The following is a 26,069-nucleotide window of genomic DNA, read 5'->3' on the forward strand; positions in this document are numbered from 1 at the left end:
CACTCAGTCTGCCAGCGCGGCCCTGCCAGTTGTCTGGAAGTTGCTCACAGGAACGCAACGATCCCTTGTCGATTGCCACCACTCGTCGGGGTTCGCCCGCCCGATCGCCGCGATCGGGTCAGGGGCGCGCAGCTGCCGCGGCGGCGGCCGCGGCCGGGAGTGCCGCCTCGATGAGCTGGAGCTCCTGTTCGCCGTGGGCGGCCGTGAGGAACCAGGCCTCGAAGACACTCGGCGGGAGAGCGACGCCCTGCTCCCGCAGGGAGTGGAAGAAGGGAGCGTAGCGGAACGACTCCTGCGCCTGAGCCTCGGCATAGTTCCTCGGCTCGGACGCCCGGAACGACGCACTGAACAGGTTCCCGGCGCGGGCCACGGCGTGCGTGACTCCGGCCGACGTCAGCGCGGCATCGAGGGCCGTCGACACCCGGACGGATGCGGCATCCACCGTGGCGTACACCTCGGGGGTCGCGAGTCGCAGCGTCGCGAGGCCCGCCGCGACGGACAGCGGGTTCCCGGAGAGGGTTCCCGCCTGGTAGACCGGGCCGAGAGGTGCGAGCAGGTCCATGACCTCGGCGCGGCCGCCGAGCGCGGCCAGCGGCATGCCTCCGCCGACGACCTTGCCGAACGTGAAGATGTCGGGCAGGTAGTCCTCGCCCGCTGCGGCCTGCAGACCCCAGAAGCCCGCCGGGTGCACCCGGAAGCCGGTGAGCACCTCGTCGAGGATCATCAGGGCGCCGTGCGCGTGAGCGGTGTCGGCGATCAGGCGGTTGAAGCCCGGCAGCGGGGGGACGACTCCCATGTTCGCCGCCGACGCCTCGACGATCACAGCGGCGATGCGCGGGCCGTGCTCGGCGAACACCGCGGCCAGCGCCTCGGGGTCGTTGTAGCCGATCACCAGGGTCTGCGCCGCGATGGGCGCCGGGACGCCGGCCGAGCCGGGAAGCGCCAACGTCGCGACACCGGAACCGGCCTCCGCGAGAAGCCCGTCGGAGTGACCGTGGTAGTGCCCGGCGAACTTCACGAGCAGGTCGCGACCGGTCGCGCCGCGTGCGAGACGGATCGCCGTCATGGTCGCCTCGGTGCCGGTGGACACCAGGCGCACGCGTTCGATGGGACGGATCTCACCGAAGCGGACCCGGTCGGCGATGAGCGCCGCGAGCTCGACCTCGCCCTCGGTCGGGGCGCCGAAGGACAGCCCTCGGGCCGCGGCCTCCTGCACCGCCGCGACGATCTCCGGGTGCGCGTGCCCGAGGAGAGCGGGCCCCCAGGAGGCCACGAGGTCGACGTACTCGCGCCCCGCGGCATCCGTGACGGTGGCGCCCTTCGCCGAAGCCAGGAACCGCGGCGTCCCACCCACCGAGCCGTAGGCGCGCACCGGCGAGTTGACCCCGCCGGGGATCACCGCGCGGGCAGCGGAGAACAGGTCGTCATTGCGGTCGGTCATGAGAACTCCTCGGAGATATCAGTCGCGCAGCCAGCCGGCGGCCTCGGTCGCCCAGTACGTCAGCACGGCATCGGCACCCGCACGGCGGATGGAGAGCAGGGACTCGAGCACGGCCGCGCGGCGGTCGATCCAGCCGTTCGCGCCGGCGGCCTCGATCATGGCGTACTCGCCGGACACCTGGTACGCCCACACCGGGATGCTCACGGTGTCGCGCACCTCGCGCAGCACGTCGAGGAAGGCCATCGCCGGCTTCACCATGACGATGTCGGCGCCCTCGGCCTCGTCGACGACGGCCTCGCGGACGCCCTCGCGCCGGTTGCCCGGATCGAGTTGATACGTGCGACGGTCGCCCTGCAGCTGAGAATCCACGGCCTCGCGGAAGGGGCCGTAGAACGCGCTCGCGTATTTGGCGGCGTAGGCGAGGAGGAGCGTGTCGGTGAAGCCCTCGGCATCGAGAGCAGCGCGGATCACCGCGACCTGCCCGTCCATCATCCCCGACAGCCCGAGCAGCTGCGATCCGGCGCGCGCCTGGGCCAGAGCCATCGAGGCATAGCGCTCGAGCGTCGCGTCGTTGTCGACCGAGCCGTCGGCCGCGAGCACGCCGCAGTGGCCGTGGTCGGTGAATTCGTCGAGGCACAGGTCGGTCTGCACGACGAGCGCATCTCCGACCTCGGCGGCCAGCGCCTCGGTCGCGAGGTTGAGGATGCCGCGCGGATCGTCGGCCCCGGACCCGCGCGCGTCGCGCACCGCGGGGACGCCGAACAGCATCACGCCGCCGACGCCCGCCTCGGCCGCCTCGACCGCAGCCGAGCGGAGGGAGTCGATGGAGTGCTGGGCGATCCCGGGCATCGAGCCGATCTGCACCGGCTCCTCGATGCCCTCGCGGACGAACATGGGCAGGACGAGCTGCCGTGGCTGCAGCGAGGTCTCGCGCACGAGATCGCGCACGGCCCTCGACTGACGCAGTCGCCTCAGTCGGACGTCGGGGTAGCTCACGGCGCGAACTCGTCGGCCGCGTGCGGAAGCGTGAAGTGCGAGACCGCGTCGATCAGCGCATCGACGGTCTGCCGGTCGGCGACCACCGACACCGGAAGACCCGCGCGCTGCGCATCCTTCGCGGTCCGCGGTCCGATCGCGGCGAGCAGCGTCTCATCGGGGATCTCCGGGAACTGCTCGCGCACCTGTTCGGCGACGGACCCACTCGTGATGAGGATCGCGTTGATCCGGCCGTTCTCGACGTCTCGGCGGATGCGCTCGGTGACCGGGACGCCGACCGTGCGATAGGCGACGACGCTCGCGACCTCGTGCCCGGCCTTCGCGAGCTGCTTGCTCAGCACCGGCTTCGCGATCTCGCTGCGCAGAGCCAGGATGCGACGCGGTTCGGTCTCGAGCGCGATCAACTGCTGCGCCATGCCCTCGGCCGAGTTGTCCTGCTCCGGCACCAGTGCGACCTCGTAGCCGACGGCCTGCAGCGCGGCGGCGGTCGTCTCTCCGACGGCGGCGATCTTCGTCGTGCGGGGGACGACAGCGCGGTGCGCGAAGAGCACGTCGACCGTCGTGGCGCTGGTGATCGTGAGCCAGTCGAAGGAACCGGCCGCCAGCTCGGCCAGAGCGGCATCGAGCGCCGCCTGGTCGGTCGTCGGGGCGAAGTTGATGAGCGGCGCGACGACGGGCACGGCTCCCTGTGCACGCAGGCTCGCGGCGACGCCGTCGCCCCACGGCCCGCCACGCGGCACGAGAATGCGCCAGCCGTCCAGCGGTCGGTCCTGCTTGATTTCGGAAGTGGTCATGAGGGTTTATTGCTCTCGGGGTACGAGGCCGGCCGCCCCTTGATCGAGCAGCCGACGGGCAACAGTGAACCCGAACTCGCGCGCTGCGTGCATCGGGTCTGCACCATCGGCAGCATCCGCTCCATTGCCACTGCCGTTCCGACGAATATACTCCCCGTTCAGGTCTTCGGTGACGTCGAGGCCGATCCGACGCCCACCATCGGCGGCGTAGACGACGGTCCTGACGCGGATCGAAGAGCCGTCGACCACGGCGTGCGCGGCCATCGGCGCCTGGCATCCCGCGTCGAGTCCTTCGAGGATCGCGCGCTCCACCGTGATGGCCAGTCGGGTGTCCTGATCGTCGAGACCGGCGAGTGCCGTGAGGAGTTCTTCCGGCGCATCCTCCCGCGTCTCGACCGCGAGGGAGCCCTGCCCCGGCGCAGTCGGCCACTCGGCGAGACCGAGCTCCTCGCGACGCAGCGGGGACTCCGCCCCGAGCCTCGAGAGCCCTGCAGCAGCGAGGATCACGGCATCCAGTTCCCCGGATGCGACCCGCGCCAGCCGGGAGTCGACGTTCCCACGGATGTCGACGACTTCGGCACCCGGCGCCCGGCGATGAACCTGGGCGATGCGGCGCGGCGAGCCCGTGCCGACCGTGCTGCCGGAGCGCAGCTCATGCAGCGGGATGCCGTCGCGAGTGAGCACGACATCACGTGGATCCTCCCGCTTCGGGGTCGCGGCGATCACGAGCCCGTCGGGGATCGCCGTCGGCAGATCCTTCAGGGAGTGCACGAGGAAGTCGCACTCCCCAGCGAGGAGCGCCTCGCGAAGGCGCGTGGCGAAGATGCCCTGGCCGCCGATCTCGGAGAGGGAGGCGCGGTTGGTGTCGCCCTCACTGGTGATCGGGACGAGCTCGACCCGGCGGCCCGAGAGCTGCTCGAGGGCCGTGGCGACGTGACCGGACTGCGCCTGCGCGAGCGCGCTGCGGCGGGTGCCCAGACGGATGGGGGTAGTCATGTCGTTTACTGCAGCACGTCCGCGATCTCGTCGAACCGGAGTCTGCGCCCCGTGTAGAAGGGCACCTCCTCCTTCACGTACAGGCGCGCGTCGGTGTACCGGAGGTCGCGCATCAGGTCGACGAGGTCGGTGAGCTCATCGGCTTCGAGCGGCAGCAGCCACTCGTAGTCGCCGAGCGCGAACGAGGCGACAGTGTTGGCGAGCACGCCCGTGAACGCGGCACCCTTGCGACCGTGGTCGGCGAGCATCTTGCGACGCTCCTCCTCGGGGGCGAGGTACCACTCGGGCGTGCGCACGAACGGGTACAGGCACAGCCAGTCCTTGGGCTCGACCCCGCGGAGGAAGCCGGGCACGTGCGCGCGGTTGAACTCGGCGTCGCGGTGCACACCCATGACGTTCCACACCGGGAGGAGCGGGCGGAGCAGCTCGGTGCGGCGCAGACGACGCAGCGCCTTCTGCAGCTCCTCGGCGGTCTCGCCGTGCAGCCACACCATGAGGTCGGCATCGGCCTTGAGGCCCGAGACGTCGTAGAAGCCGCGGACGATCACGCCGGAGTCCTCGATGTACGCGACGATCGTCTCGAGCTCGGTCGACTCGGTCTCCGTCACGGGAACGTCGGGGTTTCGTCGCCAGACGGCCCAGAGGGTGAAGCCGGACGGGTTCTCATCGCGCTCTTCGGACATCATGCTCCCCAGTCTGCCTCGTTTGCGCAGGAGCCGCTAATCACCCCGACCGGGGAATCAGCGGCATCCTGGAATGCCGTCGTCAGCGCGCGATGGCGCGCGCGATCGCCCAGACCGCGCCCCCCACGACGGCCGCGATGCCCACGGTCGCGGCGATCGCGCCGAGCGGATTGCGGTCGGCGAAGACCCGGGCCTTCGCCGCAGCGCGCGTCGACGCCTTCTCGACTCGGCGCGGGATGTTGCCCTTGACCTCGATGGCGGCGAGTGCGGCCTTCAGCTCGGCTCGAGCGGAGGTCACCGGGTCGACGATGCCTGCGGGGACGACGGTGCGCGGCAGGGAGTCAGAATTCGTCATCGCCGGCCTCCTTCACGAGTCGGATGTCTTCGGCCACGGCCTGCGCCGGATTCTGACGGCGGAGGACCTTGCGGAACTTCAGGATGCCGAGCAGCGCGAACAGCGCCACTGCGAGGATCAGGATGCCGAACACGACGATCGCCGACAGCCATACCGGCCACCAGGACGACAACCCCGCGATCGCGAAGACCAGGATCACCGGCACAGCCCAGAACAGGAAGAACAGCGCGACGACGAACCACACGGATCCGATGCCGGCATCCTTCGAGGTGCGGGAGACCCACGCCTTGGCGGCGTCGATCTCGGCCTTGACCAGATTCGTGACGAGTTCCGGCAGATCCCCGAGGAGGGTCAGCAGGCTGTCGTCGGCACGATCTCGGTATCCGCGGGGCATGTCAGGAGCCGGTCTTCTTGGGTGTGGACTTCGAGGCAGCGGACGTGGAGGTGCCCGACTTGGAGGCGGGCTTGCTCGTCTTGGCGGACTCCTTCGCGGCCTCGACAGCCTCCTCGGTAGCCTCGGCCAGGTCTTCCGCAGCCTCGCGGCCGGTGGCGATGGCGGAGTCGAGACGCTGCCCAGGGGTGCCGTTGCCGGAGACCGACTTGGCCACCTTCACGACGCCGGTCCATAGGGCGCCCGGCACGGCCGCGGCCTTATCGCCGACGAAGCCCTTGACCTTGGACACCTGCTCCTGCACGGGATCGAGTTCCCACACCTTCAGCCACTGCGTCTTGATCTGCTCATAGCGCTCACGTCCGGCACGGGTGCCGAGGACGTAGCCCACGCCGAGTCCGACGACGAGTCCGATCTTCCCCTTCATGGGGTCTCCTCACCTAGTTCCGGTTGTCCGGCCTGCTTCGCCCGGCTTGGATGGCCCGCAGGCTTCCGCTCCCCGCGACCAGGCTCCCAGCGTAGCCCCGTATGCCGATTTCGGCATCTATGGGTCAGAGGGTTGACACGGAGCGCGGACTCACTCCCATAACAGGGCGCGTCGCAGACGGTCGGCTTCGTCGCGCGCATCCGGGATGACCTGCGCCAGGCCCGTGCCGGCGAGCCAGGCGCCGACCGCCGCGATGCCCGGAACAGCCCGCACCGCCGCGCGCGCGGCCGTGCGGCGCTCACCGGAACCGATGATCGATGCCGGCTGCGACTGCACGAAACGACCGCGGTGCGAGGCGATCACGCTGTCGGGGGCGAGTGCGACCCCGAGCATCGTGGCGGCTTCGGTCCGGGCCAGATCGGCCGCCGCCTCGTCGCTCAGCGCTGCCGTCGCAGCGGGCTCCCCCTGCGCCCCGAACGACACCCGGACGAGGTGTCGCCGACCTGCCGCTTCCCGCACCCAGGCCCACTTCGCGGTCGAGTGCGTGAGCGCCTTGGCCGTGTGGCTGCCCGGAACCGTGAGCACACCGGTGCCGCGCGGTGCGGCATCCAGTCCAGGAGCGTCGAGCAGGAGGGTGACGATCTCGATCTCGGGAGAGGATGCGGCCTCCGCGTTCTTCAGCGCCGGGACAGCGGCGGTGAGGAGCGAGCGAGCGGCGGCCTCGGGAGTGGCGACGATGACGGCGTCGGCGGCGATCTCCTCGATCACGGGCTCGACCGCCTCGGCCGCGTGCAGCTCGGCGACCACCTCATCCGTCTCGCCCACCGGGTCCGGGGCGATCGCGGGCGCGACCTCGGTCTCGATGCCCCAGCCCTTCGCCGTCTTCCGGATGCTCCGTACCCGCACACCGGTGCGCACCTCGGCGCCCAGGCGGGTCAGGTCGTCGGCCAGCGCATCGACGAGCCCGCTCATGCCGCCGGTCAGCCCCTCGACCGCAGCGCCGGGAGTCTTCGCGGCGGCCTGCGTGTCTGCGGCCTTCGCCGCTGCATCATCCCGGAGAGATTGCACGGCACCCGACAGCGATCCGACGCGGGTGAGCGCGGCATTGAGACCGGGCGCCGCGATGTCGATGTCGACGTCGTCGGGAGATGCGGAGTAGACGCCGGTGGTCACGGGAGCGACGAGGCGGTCCCGCACCTTCGATCCCATCCGCGAGGAGACCAGCTTCCCCAGGCTCAGCTGATGGCCGATCGTGAGCGGCGGACGCACCCGGTCGAGGTAGGCGCGCCAGACGCCGGACCAGCCGAGGATGCGGCGGACGTCGTCCTGGAACGGGTTGGCGGGGATGCCGAGGATGCCTCCGACGGGGAGGGGAGCCGCGCCCACGCCCGGGATGCCGGCCAGCCATGCGCCGCCCGGCCGAGGCGCGACGATACGGTCGGCGAGTCCCAGTTCTTCGACCAGTGCGCGCACCAGGCCGCCCCTGGTCGCGTAGCTCTCGGCACCGGCATCCACGACGACTCCGTCGAGCTCGATCCGGCGGATCGCACCGCCCAGTTCGTCTGCGACCTCGAGCAGCGTCACCTGCATGCCGACCTTGGCGCACTCCCGTGCGGCGACGAGCCCGCCGATGCCGCCGCCGATGACGACGACGTGCTTCTCGGCCGCGCGTGCAGCGAGGTCGGACGGCTCGGCGGAAGACGGCTCAGAAGAAGACGGCTCAGAGGTCATGCGGTCAATTCTCCGGTCAGACGGTGTGCGCCAGCTCGACGATGCGGGTGAGCTGATCGGGGTCGGTCTCGGGAGGGACGCCGTGCCCGAGGTTGAGGATGTGCGCACGGGCCGCGCGTCCACGCTCGATCACGTCGCGCACGTGCGCCTCCAGCACGGGCCACGGAGCGGAGAGCAGCGCGGGGTCGATGTTGCCCTGCACCGTGACGTCCGGTCCGAGGATCGCGGCGGCCTCGTCGAGCGGCAGACGCCAGTCGACCCCGACGCCGTCGGCGATGCCGTCGAGGCGCATGTCGGCGAGGAACGGCCCCGTGCCGACGCCGAAGTGGATGCTCGGCAGCCCGATGCCCTCGAGCGCCGCGCGGGAGTGTGGGGCGACGAAGGCGCGGTAGTCGGCGGTGCTCAGCGAGCCGGCCCAGCTGTCGAAGAGCTGCACGACGGATGCTCCGGCATCGCGCTGCGTCTCGAGGAAGCGGCGCGAGACCTGCGCGAGCCATCCGGCGAGACGGTTCCACGAGTCGGGGTCGGAGTGCATCATCGCCCGTGCACGCAGGTGCTCCTTGGAAGGGCCGCCCTCGACGAGGTACGCAGCGAGAGTGAAGGGAGCGCCCGCGAAGCCGATCAGCGGGGTGTCGCCGAGCTCCGCCGTGACGAGGCGCACAGCCTCGGCGATCGCCGTGCCGTCGAGGCCGTCGGGATCGATGGCCGTGATGCGGTCGACGTCGGATGCGGTGCGCACCGGGTTCGCGAACACCGGTCCGCGTCCCGGCTCGATCTCGACGTCGACGCCGGCCAGGCGCAACGGGATGACGATGTCGCTGAAGAACACGGCCGCGTCGACACCGTGGCGGCGGACGGGCTGCAGCGTGATCTCGGCGGCGAGGTCGGGAGTGAGGCAGGCGTCGAGCATCCGCGTGCCGACTCGCAGGTCGCGGTACTCGGGGAGCGACCTTCCGGCCTGCCGCATGAACCACACCGGAGCGTGGGCGGGGCGGGAGCCTGCGAGGGCGCGCAGGAGCGGAGCGTCGGAGAGGGCCATGCCTCCATCCTCCCATTCCGCCCTTGTGGGGCCGCCGAGTTCGCCCGGTCGAATCCGGGCGCCACGCACTCCGGTACAATCGATCTGTGCTGCTGTGTGTCACGGCGAGTCACAAGACCGCCTCCTTCGAACTGCTCGAACGCCTGAGCCGCACCCCCGACGACGTCGCTCCCACCATCGTGGGCATGACGCCGTGCGTGCAGGGTGCCGTGGTCCTCGCGACGTGCAACCGGTTCGAGGCGTACGTGGAAATGGAAGAACCGCTCACCGCGGCCGGCGCCATCGGCGTCGAAGCGGTCATCGAGGCGGTTGAATCCGCCACCGGCATCCCCGCCACCGAACTCGACGGCGCCTACACGGTGCACTCGGGGCGCCGCGTCGCCGAGCACCTCTTCTCGGTCGCCTCCGGCCTCGAATCCGTCGTCTCCGGCGAGGGCGAGATCGCCGGCCAGGTGCGCCGCGCTCTCAAGTCCGCCCGCAAGGACGGCACCACTTCGCCCGAGCTCGAGCGCCTCTTCCAGCGCGCCAGCCAGGCGCAGCGCAAGGTCAAGAACGTCACCGCCCTCGGGCGCGCCGGGCGCTCCCTCGTGCGCCTCGCGCTGGAACTCGCCGACAGCCGCATCGCCGACTGGTCCGCCGAGCGCGTGCTGCTGGTCGGCACCGGCGCCTACGCCGCTGTCACCCTCGCCACGCTGCGTGAGCGCGGTGCCGTCGACATCTCCGTGTACTCGCCCTCCGGCCGCGCGGCCGTGTTCGCTGCGAAGCACGGCATCCGTCCGGTCGCCGCCGACGAGTACGCACGGACCGCCGCGCACTCGAGCCTGCTGATCACCTGCACCACCGCGACCGAGCCCGTGCTCGGCCCGGAGCACCTGCAGCTTCCGGTCGGCATCGCCGCAGCCGGCTGCCCGGTCGGCGCTTCGACAGGCTCAGCGACCCACTCGAATCGGCTCGTGGTCGACCTCGGCATGCCCCGCAACGTCGACCCCGCCGTCGCCTCCCTCGAGGGCGTCGCCCTGCTCGACCTCGAGACCATCCGCCTGCACGCACCGCTGGAGGAACTGCAGGCGACGGATGCAGCGCGCAGCGTCGTGCGCGAGGCCGCGGAGACCTTCCACGTGGTGGGTTCGCGTCAGAGCGTGACCCCGTCGGTCGTGGCCCTGCGCTCCCACATCTTCGAGCTGCTCGAGCGCGAGATCGATCGTGCGCGTGCGCGTGGCGACGAGGACGGCAAGGTGGAGCAGGCTCTGCGTCACCTCTCGGGCGTGCTCCTGCACACCCCGACCGTGCGCGCTCACGAGCTGGCCGCCGCCGGCCGCGCCGACGAGTTCACCGCCGCTCTGGCCGCCCTGTACGGCATCGCTCCCGAGGCCGCCGCGGACGACGCCGCCACCGCCTGACCCTCTCGCACTTCCTTCGGCCTTCCGCACTTCCCTCGGCCTTTTCGCGCCCATACGGCCGAAGCACGTGCGAATGGCCGTGCGAAGCGTGGCCCCTGGCACGAAGCGCTCGCCGCGGCCTTCCGCACTTCCCTCGGCCGTTTCACGCCCATACGGCCGAAGCAGGTGCGAATGGCCGCGCGAATGACCGCGCGAATGGCCGCCGGCCCCGTGCCACGTGCGGCCCTCGACCACGGGGTGCGAAACTGGAGGCATGGCCCTTCACATCACCGGAGACACCGCCGCCGACGAGCTGCTGACCGACAACCCGCTCGCGTTGCTAGTGGGGATGCTGCTCGACCAGCAGGTTCCGATGGAGACCGCGTTCGCCGGTCCGCTCAAGATCGAACAGCGCACCGGAGCGGCGGATGCGGCGGCGATCGCCGGCATGGCCCCCGACGAGTTCCTCGAGGCGTTCAAGCAGACCCCCGCCGTGCATCGCTTCCCCGGGTCGATGGCGACGCGCGTGCAGACGCTGTGCCAGACCCTGGTCGACGACTGGGGCGGTGACGCCGCCGCCCTCTGGACCGAAGGAGACCCGGACGGCCCCGAGGTGCTGAAGCGGCTGAAGGCCCTCCCCGGATTCGGCGAGCAGAAGGCGAAGATCTTCCTCGCCCTCCTCGGCAAGCAGTACGGCTTCACGGGCGAAGGCTGGCGTGAGGCCGCAGGTGCATACGGCGAGGACGGCTCGTACCGCAGCGTCGCCGACATCGTCTCGCCCGATTCGCTCACGAAGGTGCGCGAGCACAAGAAGGCCATGAAGGCCGCGGCGAAGGCTCCGAAATGAAGCCGACCGGAGATGACGTCGCGGGCCTCATCGCCCGCTCCTCCCCTGCCGTCCGCCGCCGGGATGCCGAGACGCTGACCGCGCTCATGCAGGAGATCACCGGTCGCGAGCCGCAGACCTGGGGCACGATCATCGGCTTCGGCTCGTGCCACTACCGCTACCCGACCGGCACCGAGGGCGACAGCGGGCTGCTCGGCTTCGCACCCCGCAAGGCCGCGACCACGATCTACCTGTTCGACGGCGTCGATGCCCACAGCGAGGCTCTGGCGGAACTCGGCCCGCACACCACGGGCGTCGGATGCCTGTACATCAAGGACCTGGAGCAGATCGACCTCGACGTGCTGCGCGGCATCCTCGAACGCTCGCTGGCCTGGGTCGAAGCGGGCGGCACCCCCGAGGTGCAGCTCACCGTCACGGGCTGACACCCAGCAGACTGCCGAGCCACCCCCTTCGCATCGAGCCGCCCCCATACGTGCGCACGTATGGGGGCGGGTCGGCCGCAAGAGGCGGGTCGGCTCGTGGCCGGAGATCAGCCCCGCGAGAAGAACGCGCGGATGTCGGCGGCCAGCACATCCGGACGCTCCAGGGCGGCGAAATGCCCACCCTCGTCGAAGCGGCTCCAGTGCACGATGTTCGAGTTGTCGCGCTCGGCGAAGACCCGGATCGTCTGGAAGTCGTCGGCGAACACGGCAACCCCCGTCCGTGCGGCGTTGATCCGCGGCTCGGCACCTTCTGCCGCGGCATCCGCCCTGGCGTTCTCCAGGTAGCTGCGGCTCATTCCGGAGGCCGCGTTCGCGAACCAGTTCACGCTGACCTCGAGCAGGATCGACTCGAGCGGTACGAGCGAGGTGCCGTTGCCGAACGAGTTGAACAGCTCGCTGTACGCCAGCAGCCCGACCGGGGAGTCGCTGAGCCCCACCGACACCGTCTGCGGGCGCGAGGCGTTCATCGTGTTGTAGCCGCCGACCGACTGGAACCACTGCATGTGCTCGAGGCCGGCGTAGTCGGCGGGCTCGAGCTTCTCGAACTCCGCCGGGTCCCCCGAGGGGAAGGAGAACAGCTGCAGCACGTGGAGTCCGCGGAAGCCCGCAGGCTCGAGCAGTCCCAGCTCGCGGGCCACCATCGCGCCGTTGTCGGAGCCGTGGATGCCGTAGCTGTCGTAGCCGAGACCGCGCATGAGGCGGTCATAGGCGGCGGCGACCCGAGCGACCGTCCAGCCCGCCGAGGCCAGGGGCTGCGAGAAGCCGTAGCCCGGAGCATCCGGGATCACGACGTCGAAGGCGTCTTCGGCACGACCGCCGTGCGCCACCGGGTCGACGAGCCGGTCGATCAGGTCGAGGTAGTCGACCGAGGAGCCGGGATAGGTGTGCGCGAGCAGCAGCGGCGTCGCGCCCTCGTGGGTCGAGCGCACGTGGATGAAGTGGATCGTCTGGCCGTCGAACTCGGTGGCGAAGTGCGGGACCGCGTTGATGCGCTCCTCAGCGGCGGTCCAGTCGAAGTCCCGCCAGGCGGCGACAGCTTCGCGGAGGTAGGAGTTGGGGGTGCCGGCATCCCAGTCATCCGTCGGCGACGGCTGCGGAAGGCGGGTACGGGCGAAGCGATCCTGGAGATCGGCGACCTCGGCGGCGGAGACCGAGACGGTGAAGGGGCGGAAGGCGAGCGTCGTGTTTTCCATATCTCGAAGGTATGCGGCCATTAGGTTGGATATGTTCCTAATGGATGGATGACTTTCGAGGAGTTTCGATGGCCGATCCGACCGCTCGCCTGCTCGCATTGCTGGCCCTGCTGCAGACCGGTCCCGAGCGCTCCGGAAGCGACCTCGCCGCCCGCCTCGGCGTCTCCTCGCGGACCGTGCGGCACGACATCGAGCGGCTCCGCGACCTCGGCTACCCGGTCGACGCCACCCGAGGATCCATCGGCGGCTACCGGCTCGGTGCGGGAGGCAAGCTGCCCCCGCTGCTCCTCGACGATGAAGAAGCGGTGGCCGTGACCGTCGGCCTGCGCGCAGCGGCCGGCATATCCGGCATCGCCGAGTCAGGGGCCAGGGCCCTCGCCAAGCTCGAGCAGGTGCTGCCTTCGCACCTGCGCCCCACCGTCGACGCCCTCCGCTCGAGCGTCGACCGAGCCCCGGAGAACAACGACACCGACGCCCCCGATCCCGAGGTCGACGCCGCGGCGCTTCAGGCCATCGCGAGCGCGATCCGCAACGCGGAGTGGCTGCGCTTCGATTACGACGGCGCCCCCGTGCTGGTCGAGCCCTACCGGCTGCTCACCTGGGTGCGCCGCTGGTACCTCGTGGCCCGCGACCCGCAGACCGGCGAGTGGGGCACGTACCGCGTCGACTGGATGGAGCTGCGGATGCCGACGCATCGGCGCTTCGATCCGCAGCCCCTTCCCGGTGGCGACTACACGGCTTTCGCGATGCGGACCATCGCGGTGAGCGGCTGGAAGGTGCATGCCCGACTCCGGATCGAGGCGCCGGCCTCGGCCGTTCTCGACCGGATCCACGCCGCGGTCGGCGTCGTCGAACCGGTCGACGACGACCACTGCATCCTCGTCACGGGCGCCGACAGTCTCGACACCGTGGCCGCCTACATCGGGATGCTGATGATGGACTTCACCGTCGAGAGCCCACCCGAGCTGCTCCCGCGCCTGCAGCTGCTCTCCGAGCGGTATGCGCGGGCGGTCGCCGGGTCGACGGCGCACGCGTAGCCTCACGCTTCTCCATCGACGCGACCGCCGTCGACACGGATCTCCTTCGCACCGCGACTCCGGGCGCCGCTGATCCACCGCCGGTCGTGGGTGACCGTCACGACCGCGCCGGGGTGCTCGTCGACCGCCGCCTCGAGCTGCTCGACGAGCTCGGGCGACAGGTGGTTCGACGGCTCGTCGAGCATCAGCACGTCTCCCGGGTCGGCGAGCACCGCGGCGAGATCGAGACGGCGGCGCTGCCCGACCGAGAGCGCCCGCATCTCGCGGTCGAGGTCGTCCTCCACGAAGAGCCCGAAGCGCAGCAGCGCCTCCGCGGCGTCGTGCGGATGCACTCCCGACAACCGGGCGAAGACCTCCGAGAGAGTGCCGGGCCGAGGCGGGGAGACCTCCTGACGCAGCCACGAGACGCGAATGCCGTCGCGCAGCGCGACCGATCCGCGATCCGCCATCCGCTCCCCCGCGAGAAGCCGCAGCAGGGTCGTCTTGCCCGCGCCGTTGGGCCCCGTCACGAGCCAGCGCGCGCCCGCCGACAGACTCAGCCGCTCGATGCGCAACGCCGGCTGGAGCACCTCGACGCCATCCACGGCGATCAACGGCTGCGTGGACCCGGTGGCCTCCACCGTTTCCGCATGGAGGTCCACGGCCAGACGCAGCGGTTCGGGTGCCGGCGGACAAGGGTCGGCGCGGAGCCGTGCGATCCGTTCCTTCGCCATCCGGATGCGTCCCATCGCCCCGTGGTCGCGGCTGCGGGCGCGGAAGGCACCGTGACCGAACCCGTCGAGTTCGAGCTTGCGCGGAATCGCGTCCAGCCGGAACGCGTTGGTCGCGACGAGGGCCTCCTGGCGTGCGAGTTCCGCCTTCCACGCCTCGTGACGCTCGGCCATCCGCTGCCGCTCCACGGCTCTCGCCGTGAGGTAGCCGCGATAGCCGTCGCCGTAGCGCCGCAGCCCACCGCCCTCCACGAGCACGATGTCGCTCGCGAATCGGTCGAGGAAGGCGCGATCGTGCGTGACGACGACGAGAGCACCGCGATGGGTCCGGATACGATCCTCCAGCCAGACGAGGGCATCCTCGTCGAGGTCGTTCGTCGGCTCGTCGAGAAGAAGCAGTTCCGCCTCCGACGAGAGCGCTGCGGCGAGCGCGACGCGGGCCCGTTCACCGCCGGACAGCGAGGCGAACGGGCGGTCACGTCGGAGCGCAGCGAGGCCGAGTTGATCGAGAGCCGCATCCACGCGTCGATCGACGTCGTAGCCGCCTCGAGCCTCGAAGTGCTCGAGCAGCCGTTCGAGGCGGACGAGGACGGACGCGCGTTCGGCATCCTCCGCGTCGGCGAGCCGCTCGTACCCGGTTTGAATCTCGCGCTCGATCGCTCTCAGCTCGTCGAGGAAGGCGTCGAGGGCCTCCGTGACGGTCGCACCTTCCGGAGCGCGCGGATCCTGCGCAGCATGCGCGACACCGCCGGGGATCGAGAGCTGTGCTTCGCCGCCGGTCGGTGTGCGCACGCCCGCCAGCAGCTCGAGCAGGGTCGACTTGCCCGCACCGTTGTCTCCGACGATCGCGAGCCGGTCGCGCGGACCCACGACGAGATCGACGCGATCGAGCACGATCCGATCGGCGAAGCGCACGGTCGCGCTTCGGAGCTCGCAGACCCTGTGGGCGGACGAGCGGGAAGGCAGGGGGCGGACAGTTGCTATGGGGAGTACAGGGAACATGAGGTCTCCTCTCCGCGACGCCGAGGAGCATCGCGGGACGGCACATCAATCGGATGCGCGTCTGAACACGGACCTCGAGCACGCCATGCAGACGACGCGCTCGCTCAGGACCCACCGCGGAGAGGACTCGACGCGGCGTCCCGATCTATCGGATCAGAGTACCCACGGGCGGAGACATTACCAGCCACCCGTTCCTGGATGCAAGAGACCCCGCCGGCCAGTAAGAGGCCGACGGGGTCCGGATGCTACGTGCTCAGGCGCCGCGCAGGCGCTCCGCGAGATACGCGTGCAAGCCGTCGATCGAGACGCGCTCCTGCGCCATGGTGTCGCGGTCGCGCACCGTGACGGCACGGTCGTCGAGCGAGTCGAAGTCGACCGTGACGCAGAACGGGGTGCCGATCTCGTCCTGGCGACGGTAGCGGCGGCCGATCGCACCCGCGTCGTCGAAGTCGACGGCCCAGGAGCCGCGGAGCGTGTCGGCGACCTCACGGGCAAGGGGCGACAGCTTCTCGTTGCGCGACAGCGGCAGCACTGCGGCCTTGACCGGGGCGAGGCGCGGGTCGAGCCGCAGCACGGTCCGCACGTCGGTGCCGCCCTTGGCGTTGGGCACCTGCTCCTCGACATAGGCGTCGACGAGGAAGGCCATCATCGCGCGGGTGAGGCCGAACGACGGCTCGATCACGTACGGGGTGTAGCGCTCGCCCGTGGCCTGGTCGAAGTACGTCAGGCTCTGGCCGGACGCCTCACTGTGGCTGGAGAGGTCGTAGTCGGTGCGGTTGGCGACACCCATGAGCTCGCCCCACTCCTTGCCCGCGAACCCGAACTTGTACTCGACGTCGATCGTGCCGGCCGAGTAGTGCGCGCGGTCGTCTTCCGGCACGTCGAACTGACGCATGTTCTCGGGGTCGATGCCGAGATCGATGAACCAGTTCCAGCAGGCCTCGACCCAGTGCTCGAACCACTCCTGCGCCTCGGCCGGCGGCGTGAAGAACTCGATCTCCATCTGCTCGAACTCGCGGGTGCGGAAGATGAAGTTGCCGGGGGTGATCTCGTTGCGGAACGCCTTGCCGACCTGGCCGATGCCGAACGGCGGCTTCTTGCGGCTCGCGGTGAGCACGTTCGAGAAGTTCACGAAGATGCCCTGCGCGGTCTCGGGGCGGAGGAAGTACAGGCCCGACTCGTCGTCGACGACGCCGAGGTACGTCTTCACCAGACCGGAGAACGCCTTGGGCTCGGTGTACTGCCCCTTGGTGCCGCAGTTCGGGCAGGGGATGTCGGCCAGGCCGTTCTCGGCCTTGCGACCCTTGCGCGCCTCGAAGTCCTCGATGAGGTTGTCGGCACGGAAGCGCTTGTGGCACTGCAGGCACTCCACCAGCGGGTCGGTGAAGGTGGCGACGTGACCCGACGCCTCCCACACGCGCTTGGGCAGGATGATGCTGGAGTCCAGGCCGACCATGTCGCCGCGGCCGCGCACGAACGTCTGCCACCACTGTCGGCGGATGTTCTCCTTGAGCTCCGTCCCGAGGGGCCCGTAATCCCAGGCCGATCGAGAACCGCCGTAGATCTCACCCGCTTGGAACACGAACCCGCGGTGGCGGGCGAGGGCGATGACCTTGTCGAGGCGGGACTGTTCGGCCATGGTGGCTCCAATGGTCGGATGCGGGAGGAAACCCGTGAACACGGGCACCTCATTCTATCCGTGGTTGCCGCGCGCTCCCTGGCCTCGGCTGGCCTCGGCGGCTGCGCCGGAGTAGCGTCCTGGGCATGAGCACTGCAGCACCGACCCCGCATACCCGCAACGACGACACCCGTTTCTTCGGGCAACCGTGGGCCCTGGTGCACATCTTCGGCGTGGAGATGTGGGAGCGCTTCAGCTTCTACGGCATGCAGGGGATCCTGCTCATCTACCTCTACTTCTCGGTCTCCCAGGGCGGGCTCGGCATCCCCGAGGCGATCGCGGGCGGCATCGTGGGCGCGTACGGAGGCTCGGTCTACCTCTCGACGATCCTCGGCGCCTGGCTCGCCGACCGCCTGTTCGGCGCGGAGCGCGTGCTGTTCGTCAGCGCGATGGTGATCGTGGCGGGCCACCTCGCCCTCGCCCTGCTCCCCGGCGCAGTCGGCGTCGGGGTCGGTCTGGTGCTCGTGGCACTCGGATCGGGAGGGCTCAAGGCGAATGCGACCTCGGTCGTCGGCAGCCTCTACAGCGCCGAAGACCCGCGTCGGGATGCCGGCTTCTCACTCTTCTACCTCGGCATCAACCTCGGTGCGTTCCTGGGGCCGATCCTCACCGGCATCCTGCAGTCCTCGCTCGGCTTCCACTACGGATTCGGGCTCGCGGCCATCGGGATGACGCTGGGACTCATCCAGTACTCGTTCGGCCGCAAGGCGCTGCCCGCCTCGGCGCGGGAGGTGCCGAACCCGCTTCCGAAGTCCCGCTATCTCCTGGTCGGACTCATCGCCGGTGCCGCGATCGTGCTCATCACCGTCCTGGTGCTCACCGGTGTGATCCGGCCCGACAACCTGGCCACCCTGGTGATCGGAGTCACGGTCGTGGCGGCGGTCGCATACTTCTCGGTGATCCTCGGCAGCCGCCGCATCGACGCCACCGAACGTTCCCGGGTGTGGGCCTTCCTGCCGCTCTTCATCACCAGCGTCGCATTCTGGTCGCTGTACCAGCAGCAGTTCACGGTGCTGACGATCTACTCCGACCAGCGCCTGGACCGGAACCTGTTCGGGTTCACGATGCCGGTGTCATGGGTGCAGTCGATCAACCCGATCTTCATCATCATCCTGTCCGGCGTCTTCGCCGCGATCTGGACCAAGCTCGGAAAACGTCAGCCCTCGACCCCGGTGAAGTTCGCGCTCGCGGCGATCATCATGGGATCGGCGTTCCTGCTGTTCCTTCCGTTCGCCGGCGGAGGGGCGAACTCCACGCCGCTGCTGGCGATCGTCGGGATCCTGTTCGTGTTCACGGTGGCGGAGCTGCTCATCTCGCCGGTCGGGCTGTCGGCCGCCACCAAGCTCGCACCGACCGTGTTCCGCACCCAGATGGTCGCGCTGTTCTTCCTGTCGATCGCGCTCGGCACGGCGATCTCGGGATGGCTCGTGCAGTTCTACAACCCCGACGACGAGGTGCCGTTCTTCTCGATCCTCGGCGGCATCGCCATCGTCGTCGGCATCGGTCTGCTGCTGAGCGTGAAGCCCGTGCTGAAGCTCATGCGCGGGGTGCGCTGAGCGCCTCCCGCTCTGATCGTGCGATGACGCTCAGGCGGTGAACAGGTAGCCGCGCGCGTTGTCGTACCCGGCGACCTTCAGCCCGCTGCCGAGCAGGCCTTCCATCTGTGCGCGCAGACGCAGGCGCCACTCGTGGGCGGCCTCCGGATCGGAGACTCGCAGCGCCTCGATGTCTGCCGGGATCTCGAGGGTCTCGACGACCGCATCGTCGGCCGGGGGCTTCGCGATGTCGGCGAGCGCCCACTCGACGTCGAGGCGATCGCTCTCGTCGCCCGCGTCACCGCCGCCGAAGATGCCGTAGCGGTTGACGGAGTAGCCGGTCGCACGCGCGCCCAGCACCGAGAAGAAGAAGTGCGCGTTGCGCGCCACGAGCGGGTCGAACACCCAGGTGATGCGACCGACATCGCGCGAGAACGCCCACTGCCGCTGGTGCTCCTTGAGCTCGCGACCCCAGCCGCGGCCACGGTACTCCGGCAGCAGCGCCGTGATGTGCGAGTGCATCGCACGCCGGGCGGGCTCGCCGAAGAAGGCGATGGACGCGCCGACCATGCGCTCCTCGTCGCCCTCGCCGTCGAAGAAGCCGACGACGTAGTTGCCCGATTGCTGCAGGGCGCGCAGGGTGCCGGCATCCACCACGCGCTGCGGACCCCGGATGGAGTCGAGCAGGCCCTGGGCGTCGAGGATGAGTTCAACGGTGTCGAGGTCACGGATGGTTCGCACGCACCCAGTCTGCCCCTCCTCGGCCGGTTCGGGGAAACGGGACCGCGATCAGACCATCCGCAGCGCGTCGCGATCGAGCTGCGTCGCGGACGTCAGCCCGGCGAGGCCGAGCGTGATGTCGAGCTCGGCGAGCACGTTGCGCACGACCTCGCGCACGCCCGTCTCTCCGGCGATGCCGAGCCCGTAGGCGTAGGGCCTGCCGAGAGCCACGACGGTCGCGCCCAGTGCGAGGGCGATCACGGCATCCGCCCCACCGCGCACGCCGGAATCGAAGACGATCGGCACCCGCCCTGCGACCCGTTCCGCGATCTCGGGCAGCACGTCGAGCGTCGGCACCGACTGATCGATCTGACGGCCGCCATGGTTCGAGATCCAGATGCCGTCGACGCCGGCGTCCAGCGCGGCCTGGGCATCGTCGGGATGCACGATGCCCTTCAGGATGATCGGCAGACTCGTCCACTCCCGCGCCTTCGCCAGGTCGCCCCAGGTGAGCGCCGGGGTGGAGAACACGTCGAGGAACGTCTCGACGGCCGCACGCGGCAGCGGTGATCGCAGGTTGTCGCGCAGGGAGCCGCCGCCCGTGAGCGGTGCGCCTTTGCGGGCGATGGTGAGGGCGGCGGCCACCGCCTGGGCGGTGACCTTGACGCCCGGCGCATCGCCCTTCAAAGCGGCAGCGCGCTCGCGCACCAGCTGCTGGAACACCGGATCCGTCGTGTACTGCGCGATCCCCATCCCGCGCGTGAACGGCAGGTACGCGAGATCGAGATCGCGGGTGCGCCACCCGAGCAGATGCGTGTCGAGCGTGACGACGATCGCCTCGCATCCGGCGGCCTCGGCGCGGGCGAGCAGCGAGCGGTTGAGGTCGTCCGACGCCGACCAGTAGAGCTGGAACAGGCGGGAGCCGTCGGGCGCGGCATCCGCCACCTGCTCCATCGGGAACGACGCCTGGTTCGACAGCGTGTACGGGACGCCGAGGGATGCCGCGGCACGGGCGACCGCGAGGTCCGCATCGGCGTGCGCCATCTCCAGCACCCCGAGCGGTGCGAGAAGCAGCGGCGTCGGCCGCCTCCTCCCGAGAAACTCCACGCCGAGGTCGCGCGTCGAGACGTCGCGCAGCGGGCGCGGCCACACCTGCCAACGGTCGAACGCCCGGCGGTTGGCGGTCATGGTGCGCTCGGCGCCCGCACCACCGGCGATGTACGCGAAAGCCTCGGCGCTCAGCGCCTTGCGGGCGGCCGCCTTCAGAGCAACGGCGTCGATCGGCACCGCGGGTCTCGTGCCGCTGATGCCGGCGCGGTAGATGTCGGACTGGGTAAGCCGGGAGATGCCGCGGTGGGCGGCGGGATCGTCCGGAGCGACGCTGCTCGTGACCATGACCACATGCTAGCCAGGGCCCGACGGCCCCGCAGCAGTCGATCGCCGATAGCCTGGGCCGGTGGGTGCGAACGACGACAGAGCCAGGAAGCGCCTCTCCCGCACCCCGCCGAAGTGGGCGATCGTCGCGGTGCTCGCCTTCGCGGGGCTCTGCTCCTCGTTCATGTTCACGCTCGTCGTTCCGCTGCAGGCCGAGCTGCCGCAGCTGCTGAACGCCTCCCGCGAGGACACGACCTGGGTCGTCACGATCACGCTGCTCGTCGCCGCCGTCGCCACCCCGATCTCGGGCCGTCTCGGTGACATGTACGGCAAGCGCCGGGTGGTGATCGCGCTGCTCGCGATCCTGATCCTCGGCTCGGTCATCGCCGCGGTCTCCGGCTCGATCATCGGCGTCATCATCGGACGCGCTCTCCAGGGCGCCGTGACGGGCGTCGTCCCCCTCGGCATCGCGATCATGCGCGACGTGCTGCCGCCCGAGCGGCTCGGCACCGCGGTGGCCCTCATGAGCGCCACCATGGGCGTCGGCGGTGCGATCGGCATGCCCGTCGCCGCGCTCCTCGCCCAGAACGCCGACTGGCACATGCTGTTCTGGCTCGCCGCAGCCCTCGGCGTGGTCGGCCTCGTGCTCGTGCTGGCCGTGATCCCCGAAGATGTGCTCCGCTCCCCCGGCCGCCTCGACGTGATCGGTGCCGTCGGTCTGGCGATCGGCCTCACCGGCATCCTGCTCTTCGTCTCCCGCGGCGCGCAGTGGGGCTGGACCTCGCCGCTGACGCTCACCTGCATCCTCGGCGGACTCGCGGTGCTGCTGGTGTGGGGCTGGTATCAGCTGCGCACCAAGGACCCGCTGCTCGATCTGCGGGTGGCGGCGCGCCCCGCCGTGCTGTTCACGAACATCGCCGCGATCGGCATGGGGTTCGCGCTCTTCGCCTCGAACGTGACGTTCCCGCAGCTGCTCGAGATGCCCGCGGTCGGCGGCGCCGGATTCGGGCTCGACATGCTCGCGGCGTCTCTCGTGATCATGCCCGCCGGCCTCGTGATGATGGTGATCTCACCGCTGTCCGGCTGGTTGGAGCGCACGGTCGGACCGCGGCCGCTGTTCACGGTCGGCGCCGGTGCGATCGTTCTCGCCTACGTGTTCGTGCTGCTGTGGTCTTCCGAGGTGTGGCACATCTTCGTCGCCAACATCTTCATCGGCGTCGGCATCGGCTTCACGTTCGCCGCCATGCCGATGATCATCATGCGGTCGGTGCCCGCGAACGAGACCGGCGCCTCGAACGGCCTGAACGCCCTGTTCCGCTCGGTCGGCACCTCGAGCGCCTCGGCCGTGATGGGCGGCGTGCTCGCCGCGATGAGCATCGACGTCGACGGGGTCGCGGTTCCGACCCGCGCCGCGTTCGAGGTGTGTTTCTGGCTCGCGATCGCCGCCGGAATCATCGCGGTCGTGCTGTCGCTCTTCATCCCGAAGCAGCGCAGCTCCGAGCAGCATCCGTCCCTCCCCGGCTGAGCGCGGCCTCTCCCCCGAGTCAGCGGGTGATCGCGCGCGGGTCCGGGTCATCGTGCCGCGGCGGACGCAGCCGGTCCGGGATCGGCCACGCGAGGACGAACTGCGCGGTCGCCGGACGGGTCATGTCTCCGAAGTCGTCGACCTTCACCACGATGCGACCCGGCGCACCCTCCTCGTCGGGCGTGACCTCGAGGATGCGCACCCGCAGCGGGCGGTCCCCCTCGCCCTCCAGCATCCACGGGTCGGCGAGCCAGGCGATGCCGTGCTCCTCGAGTGCCACCTCGGCGTCGAGCCATTCGGTCGGGTCGGATGCCGGTCGACCGAGCACATCGACGGCGACCCAGTCATCGCCCGCCGGATGGATCCAGCCGAGCAGCTCTCCGTCGTCGCGGCGGTGCGGGGTCCAGTCGGGTTTCGGCATCCCTCGATGCTAGCGAGCACAGGCAACCCGGCGGGATCAGGCCGATTCTTCAGGTTCTCGCCTGTTCTGGCGTGATCGCCTGTTCTGGCGTGATCGCCTGTTGCGGCGTGCGCACGATCTCAGTGCGTGTACTCCATGAGCTCGACACCGAGCACCCGGAAGGCGTCGTGCGCGCGCAGTCGGTGCGTGATCGAGAGGTCGTCGAAGCAGACGATGAGCGAGTAGGCGACGCCGGCGCGCGGCCCCGCCAGCACACCCGCCTCGGCACGCACCCCGCGGTCGCGGCCGGTCTTGTTCACGAACAGCAGCCCGTGTGCGTCGTGGTCGTGCGCGAACGGGTCGAGGCCCGTGGATGCCGCGACCAGGCTCAGGTCCTGGTTCAGGCTCAGCCACTCCGACACCTGGGCGCTGACCGCGGCATCGACCACCTGCGAGTTCACGAGGGCCGAGAAGAGACCGGCGAGTTCACGGGCGGAGCCTACGGCGACCTGAGGGGCGTCGTCGGGCCCGCGGCGGTCGCGGAAGCGGTCGAGCAGGGCCGTGCGGCGCAGGCCCAGCGACTCGATGCGCTCGCGCACCCGGTCGTGGCCGACCTTCTGCAGCAGGGCGTTCACGGCGATCGGATCGCCGGCGGTCGCGGCCAGCACGGCGAGATCCTCGAGCGGCAGAGCCGGGGCGTGCAGATGCCGCCACAGACCGGAGCTCTCGACGGCGTCGACGCTCTCGCGCTCGACGATCTCGAACGGATCGAGCGCACCGCTCTGGAAACCGGCGGCCACCTCGATCAGCAGTGGCACCACGCCGAGCCCCGCGACGGGCATGGTCACGTGATCGTCGCCGGCCAGCACGTGCACATGATTGTCGAGGTCGACGACGTGCACCGAGACCTGGGCGCCGGAATCGACCAGCCCCTCCAGCGCACGCAGGGTGGCGGTGAAGGAGCGGCGGCCGAGGGCGGCTCGACGCGGGAGGCGACGACTGGTCCGCTGCGAGCGGCGGCCCGCCGTGGCGGACTCCGGCGCACCGCCGAGAGACTCCGGGGCCGAGGAGTTGCGGAACCCTTCACCAGGCTCGAGAGCGCCCACGCGTGATCCTTAGGAGGGGGGATTTGCAGGATACCGAGGGGAGGCGCTCCCCAGCGGCAGGGATATCGTAACCCCACCGCCGGGGGATGCCTCACCGAGTGCGACGATTGGTCACCAGATGGTCACACGCGATGCCTCGGGAAGCCACAGGGCATCGTTCTCGCTCACGCCGAATGCATCGTAGAACGCGTCGATGTTGCGCACGATCTGGTTGCAGCGGAACTCGTTCGGCGAGTGCGGGTCGATGGTCAGCAGCCGCAGCGTCTCGGCGTCGCGGCTCTTCTGCTGCCACACCTGCGCCCACGAGAGCAGCAGCCGCTGCACACCCGTGTACCCGTCGATGACCGGCCCTTCGACAGGCTCAGCGACCGAGGGGTCGGAGCGCAGCGACAGCTCATAGGCCTTGAGCGCGATGCCGAGACCCCCGAGGTCACCGATGTTCTCGCCGATCGTGAGCGCGCCGTTGACGTGGTGCTCGGCATCCAGCCCCTCGGGCACCAGCGCGTCGTACTGCGCGATGAGGGCCTTGGTGCGCTCCTCGAACGCCGAGCGGTCGGCGTCGGTCCACCAGTCCTGCAGTCGGCCGTCGCCGTCGTAGCGGCTGCCCTGGTCGTCGAAGCCGTGACCGATCTCGTGCCCGATGACCGCTCCGATTCCTCCGTAGTTCGCGGCGGCATCACGGCTCGCGTCGAAGAACGGATACTGCAGGATGGCCGCCGGGAACACGATCTCGTTCATCGAGGGGTTGTAGTACGCGTTGACCATCTGCGGCGGCATGTGCCACTCGAGGCGGTCGATGGGCTTGCCGACCTTGTCGACGTGCCGGTCGTGCTCGAAGGTCGACGCCCGGCGCACATTGCCGAACAGGTCGGTGCGGTCGATCTCGAGACTCGAGTAGTCGCGCCACACCTCGGGGTGGCCGATCTTGGGGGTGAAGGAGTCGAGCTTGGCCAGCGCGCGCTCGCGGGTCTCGGCCGTCATCCACTCGAGCTCGGTGATGCTCTGCCGGTAGGCCTCGATCAGGTTCGCGACCAGCTCGTCCATCGCGGCCTTCGCCGTCGGCGGGTAGTGCCGCTCGACGTAGACCTTGCCGATCGCCTCGCCGAGCGCGCCCTCGGTGAGCGAGACACCGCGCTTCCAGCGCTCGCGGATCGTCGGGACTCCGGTGAGCTCGGTGCCGTAGAACGAGAAGTTCTCCTGCACCAGATCGTCGGTGAGGTAGGGAGCGGCGGCGTGCACGACCTTGGCCCGCAGCCACGCCTTCCAGTCGTCGAGACGCTCGGGCGTGAGCAGCGATCCGAGCCCCTCGAAGAAGCTGGGCTGCGACACCACGACCTCGTCGAAGGCCGCGGGGTTCGACGGCGAGACCGCCTCGCGCCACGGGGTCAGGTCGACACCGGCGAGCTCCTGCAGCTCGTCCCAGGTCTTGAGGTTGTAGGTCGCCACGGCGTCGCGGCTGCGCACGTTGTCCCAGTGGTGCCCCGCGAGCTCGGTCTCGAGCGCGATGGCACGGTCGGCGTTCGCTGCGGCATCCGGAACCGCGGCGAGGTCGAGCAGCCGCTCGAGGTGCGCTCGGTAGGCGGCCCTGGTGTCGGCGAACGTGTCGAGGCGGAAGTAGCTCTCGTCCGGCAAGGAAAGACCCGCCTGCATGAGCACGGGCACGTAGCGCTCCGGGTTGCCCGGGTCGCCGTCGACGTACATGCCGATCACGGCCGCGCGGCCGTCGCGGTCGTAGGCGCCGACCGTGCGCAGGAACGCGGGGATGCCGTCGATCGCGTCGACCTCGGCGAGGGTGTCGGCCAGTGGCGCGAGACCGGCGGCATCGATGCGCTCGGTGTCCATGAAGCTCGCGAACAGGTCGCCGATCTTGCGGGCGAGTGTGCCCTCTTCGGCATCCTGCGACTCCTCGATGATCGCCCTGACGTCTTTCTCGGCCTGCTCCGCGAGAAGGTGGAACGAACCCCAGCGCGCCTTGTCGCCCGGGATCTCGGTGCGCGAGAGCCAGGCGCCGTTCACGTGGCGATAGAGGTCGTCCTGCGGGCGGATGTCGGAGCTGAACTCATCAAGGGCGAGGCCCACGGGAAGAACGTCAGTCATGCGCACCAGCCTAGGACGCCCCTCGGACTTCGGCCCGATTCCCTGCGCTTCCCTCGGCCGATCACACTTCGTTCGGCCGGATTCGCGGCATCCGGCCGACCGAAGTGCTTTTCACCGCGGGAAGCGCAGCC

The 26,069-nt window shown here is 70.1% G+C and carries 24 protein-coding genes; 6 read left to right on the top strand and 18 right to left on the bottom strand.

Translation table 11 applies throughout. From position 1 onward, the window contains the following. Nucleotides 1–118 precede the first annotated feature (118 nt). The 10 genes from hemL to hemE form a co-directional block, all read right to left on the bottom strand. On the bottom strand, nucleotides 119–1,441 hold the full coding sequence (hemL, locus tag ACWGO6_RS06560) for a glutamate-1-semialdehyde 2,1-aminomutase (protein ID WP_136041260.1): 1,323 nt from the start codon (nucleotides 1,439–1,441) through the stop codon (nucleotides 119–121). An 18-nt stretch (nucleotides 1,442–1,459) separates the two neighbouring features. Next, nucleotides 1,460–2,437 (bottom strand): porphobilinogen synthase, encoded by a 978-nt coding sequence (gene hemB / locus ACWGO6_RS06565; RefSeq protein WP_136041259.1) that lies wholly within the window; start codon nucleotides 2,435–2,437, stop codon nucleotides 1,460–1,462. Further along, nucleotides 2,434–3,231 (bottom strand): uroporphyrinogen-III synthase, encoded by a 798-nt coding sequence (locus ACWGO6_RS06570; RefSeq protein ID WP_136041258.1) that lies wholly within the window; start codon nucleotides 3,229–3,231, stop codon nucleotides 2,434–2,436. The genes hemB and ACWGO6_RS06570 overlap by 4 nt, the downstream gene beginning before the upstream one ends. Before the next feature lie 6 nt (nucleotides 3,232–3,237). After that, the gene (hemC, locus tag ACWGO6_RS06575) at nucleotides 3,238–4,227 is read right to left on the bottom strand and encodes a hydroxymethylbilane synthase (RefSeq protein WP_452326233.1); all 990 of its coding nucleotides are present in this window, start codon (nucleotides 4,225–4,227) and stop codon (nucleotides 3,238–3,240) included. Nucleotides 4,228–4,232: 5 nt separating this feature from the next. Next, nucleotides 4,233–4,913 carry a hydrogen peroxide-dependent heme synthase gene (hemQ, locus tag ACWGO6_RS06580; RefSeq protein ID WP_136041256.1) on the bottom strand — a complete coding sequence of 227 codons (681 nt, stop codon included), beginning with the start codon at nucleotides 4,911–4,913 and terminating at the stop codon, nucleotides 4,233–4,235. Between the two features lie 79 nt (nucleotides 4,914–4,992). Further along, nucleotides 4,993–5,265 carry a hypothetical protein gene (locus ACWGO6_RS06585; protein WP_136041255.1) on the bottom strand — a complete coding sequence of 91 codons (273 nt, stop codon included), beginning with the start codon at nucleotides 5,263–5,265 and terminating at the stop codon, nucleotides 4,993–4,995. Next, nucleotides 5,252–5,659, bottom strand: a complete 408-nt coding sequence (locus ACWGO6_RS06590; RefSeq protein ID WP_136041254.1) for a phage holin family protein — start codon at nucleotides 5,657–5,659, stop codon at nucleotides 5,252–5,254. Before ACWGO6_RS06590 ends, ACWGO6_RS06585 begins: the two co-directional genes overlap by 14 nt. A gap of 1 nt (nucleotide 5,660) precedes the next feature. After that, nucleotides 5,661–6,083 (bottom strand): hypothetical protein, encoded by a 423-nt coding sequence (locus ACWGO6_RS06595; protein WP_452326234.1) that lies wholly within the window; start codon nucleotides 6,081–6,083, stop codon nucleotides 5,661–5,663. 150 nt (nucleotides 6,084–6,233) lie between these two features. Then, nucleotides 6,234–7,814 (bottom strand): protoporphyrinogen/coproporphyrinogen oxidase, encoded by a 1,581-nt coding sequence (locus ACWGO6_RS06600; protein WP_452326235.1) that lies wholly within the window; start codon nucleotides 7,812–7,814, stop codon nucleotides 6,234–6,236. 16 nt (nucleotides 7,815–7,830) lie between these two features. Further along, nucleotides 7,831–8,853: a uroporphyrinogen decarboxylase gene (gene hemE, locus ACWGO6_RS06605; protein ID WP_452326236.1), complete on the bottom strand. Its 1,023-nt coding sequence runs from the start codon at nucleotides 8,851–8,853 to the stop codon at nucleotides 7,831–7,833. Nucleotides 8,854–8,939: 86 nt separating this feature from the next. Between hemE and ACWGO6_RS06610 the strand changes: the two genes are divergently transcribed. From ACWGO6_RS06610 to ACWGO6_RS06620, 3 genes are all read left to right on the top strand, one after another. Further along, nucleotides 8,940–10,253 (top strand): glutamyl-tRNA reductase, encoded by a 1,314-nt coding sequence (locus tag ACWGO6_RS06610; RefSeq protein WP_136041250.1) that lies wholly within the window; start codon nucleotides 8,940–8,942, stop codon nucleotides 10,251–10,253. Nucleotides 10,254–10,506: 253 nt separating this feature from the next. Continuing rightward, the gene (locus ACWGO6_RS06615) at nucleotides 10,507–11,079 is read left to right on the top strand and encodes an HhH-GPD-type base excision DNA repair protein (RefSeq protein ID WP_452326237.1); all 573 of its coding nucleotides are present in this window, start codon (nucleotides 10,507–10,509) and stop codon (nucleotides 11,077–11,079) included. Next, entirely contained in the window at nucleotides 11,076–11,501 is a 426-nt protein-coding gene (locus tag ACWGO6_RS06620; RefSeq protein WP_452326238.1) for a DUF1801 domain-containing protein, read from the top strand. Before ACWGO6_RS06615 ends, ACWGO6_RS06620 begins: the two co-directional genes overlap by 4 nt. Nucleotides 11,502–11,608: 107 nt before the next feature. Here the strand turns inward: ACWGO6_RS06620 and ACWGO6_RS06625 are convergent, their stop codons facing one another. Further along, entirely contained in the window at nucleotides 11,609–12,754 is a 1,146-nt protein-coding gene (locus ACWGO6_RS06625; RefSeq protein WP_452326239.1) for an epoxide hydrolase family protein, read from the bottom strand. Nucleotides 12,755–12,822: 68 nt separating this feature from the next. Between ACWGO6_RS06625 and ACWGO6_RS06630 the strand changes: the two genes are divergently transcribed. Continuing rightward, nucleotides 12,823–13,791: a helix-turn-helix transcriptional regulator gene (locus tag ACWGO6_RS06630; protein ID WP_452326240.1), complete on the top strand. Its 969-nt coding sequence runs from the start codon at nucleotides 12,823–12,825 to the stop codon at nucleotides 13,789–13,791. Between the two features lie 2 nt (nucleotides 13,792–13,793). On the opposite strand, the gene ACWGO6_RS06635 is transcribed toward ACWGO6_RS06630, so the two are convergent. Together ACWGO6_RS06635 and ACWGO6_RS06640 are read right to left on the bottom strand one after the other, a co-directional pair. After that, complete coding sequence (locus ACWGO6_RS06635) at nucleotides 13,794–15,416, bottom strand: ABC-F family ATP-binding cassette domain-containing protein (protein ID WP_452326241.1); 1,623 nt, start codon at nucleotides 15,414–15,416, stop codon at nucleotides 13,794–13,796. 340 nt (nucleotides 15,417–15,756) lie between these two features. Then, nucleotides 15,757–17,142, bottom strand: a complete 1,386-nt coding sequence (locus ACWGO6_RS06640; protein WP_136041244.1) for a glycine--tRNA ligase — start codon at nucleotides 17,140–17,142, stop codon at nucleotides 15,757–15,759. A gap of 125 nt (nucleotides 17,143–17,267) precedes the next feature. Here ACWGO6_RS06640 and ACWGO6_RS06645 point away from each other — a divergent pair, with 125 nt between their 5' ends. After that, nucleotides 17,268–18,737: a peptide MFS transporter gene (locus tag ACWGO6_RS06645; RefSeq protein WP_452326242.1), complete on the top strand. Its 1,470-nt coding sequence runs from the start codon at nucleotides 17,268–17,270 to the stop codon at nucleotides 18,735–18,737. Between the two features lie 30 nt (nucleotides 18,738–18,767). Here ACWGO6_RS06645 and ACWGO6_RS06650 read toward each other — a convergent pair whose 3' ends face one another. Both ACWGO6_RS06650 and ACWGO6_RS06655 read right to left on the bottom strand, forming a co-directional pair. Beyond that, entirely contained in the window at nucleotides 18,768–19,457 is a 690-nt protein-coding gene (locus ACWGO6_RS06650; RefSeq protein WP_136041242.1) for a GNAT family N-acetyltransferase, read from the bottom strand. A 48-nt stretch (nucleotides 19,458–19,505) separates the two neighbouring features. Next, the gene (locus ACWGO6_RS06655) at nucleotides 19,506–20,831 is read right to left on the bottom strand and encodes an alpha-hydroxy-acid oxidizing protein (RefSeq protein ID WP_452326243.1); all 1,326 of its coding nucleotides are present in this window, start codon (nucleotides 20,829–20,831) and stop codon (nucleotides 19,506–19,508) included. 61 nt (nucleotides 20,832–20,892) lie between these two features. On the opposite strand from ACWGO6_RS06655, the gene ACWGO6_RS06660 reads away from it, so the two are divergent. After that, nucleotides 20,893–22,335 carry an MFS transporter gene (locus tag ACWGO6_RS06660; protein WP_136041240.1) on the top strand — a complete coding sequence of 481 codons (1,443 nt, stop codon included), beginning with the start codon at nucleotides 20,893–20,895 and terminating at the stop codon, nucleotides 22,333–22,335. A gap of 19 nt (nucleotides 22,336–22,354) precedes the next feature. Here the strand turns inward: ACWGO6_RS06660 and ACWGO6_RS06665 are convergent, their stop codons facing one another. The 3 genes from ACWGO6_RS06665 to ACWGO6_RS06675 all read right to left on the bottom strand — a co-directional run bounded on the left by ACWGO6_RS06665 (nucleotide 22,355) and on the right by ACWGO6_RS06675 (nucleotide 25,938). Then, nucleotides 22,355–22,756, bottom strand: coding sequence for a hypothetical protein (locus tag ACWGO6_RS06665; RefSeq protein WP_452326244.1), 402 nt, complete (start codon nucleotides 22,754–22,756; stop codon nucleotides 22,355–22,357). Nucleotides 22,757–22,875: 119 nt separating this feature from the next. Continuing rightward, on the bottom strand, nucleotides 22,876–23,841 hold the full coding sequence (locus ACWGO6_RS06670; RefSeq protein WP_136041238.1) for a serine hydrolase: 966 nt from the start codon (nucleotides 23,839–23,841) through the stop codon (nucleotides 22,876–22,878). A 111-nt stretch (nucleotides 23,842–23,952) separates the two neighbouring features. Further along, entirely contained in the window at nucleotides 23,953–25,938 is a 1,986-nt protein-coding gene (locus ACWGO6_RS06675; RefSeq protein WP_452326245.1) for a M13 family metallopeptidase, read from the bottom strand. Between the last annotated feature and the right edge of the window lie 131 nt (nucleotides 25,939–26,069).

The sequence above is a fragment of the Microbacterium sp. NPDC055665 genome, assembly GCF_053618035.1.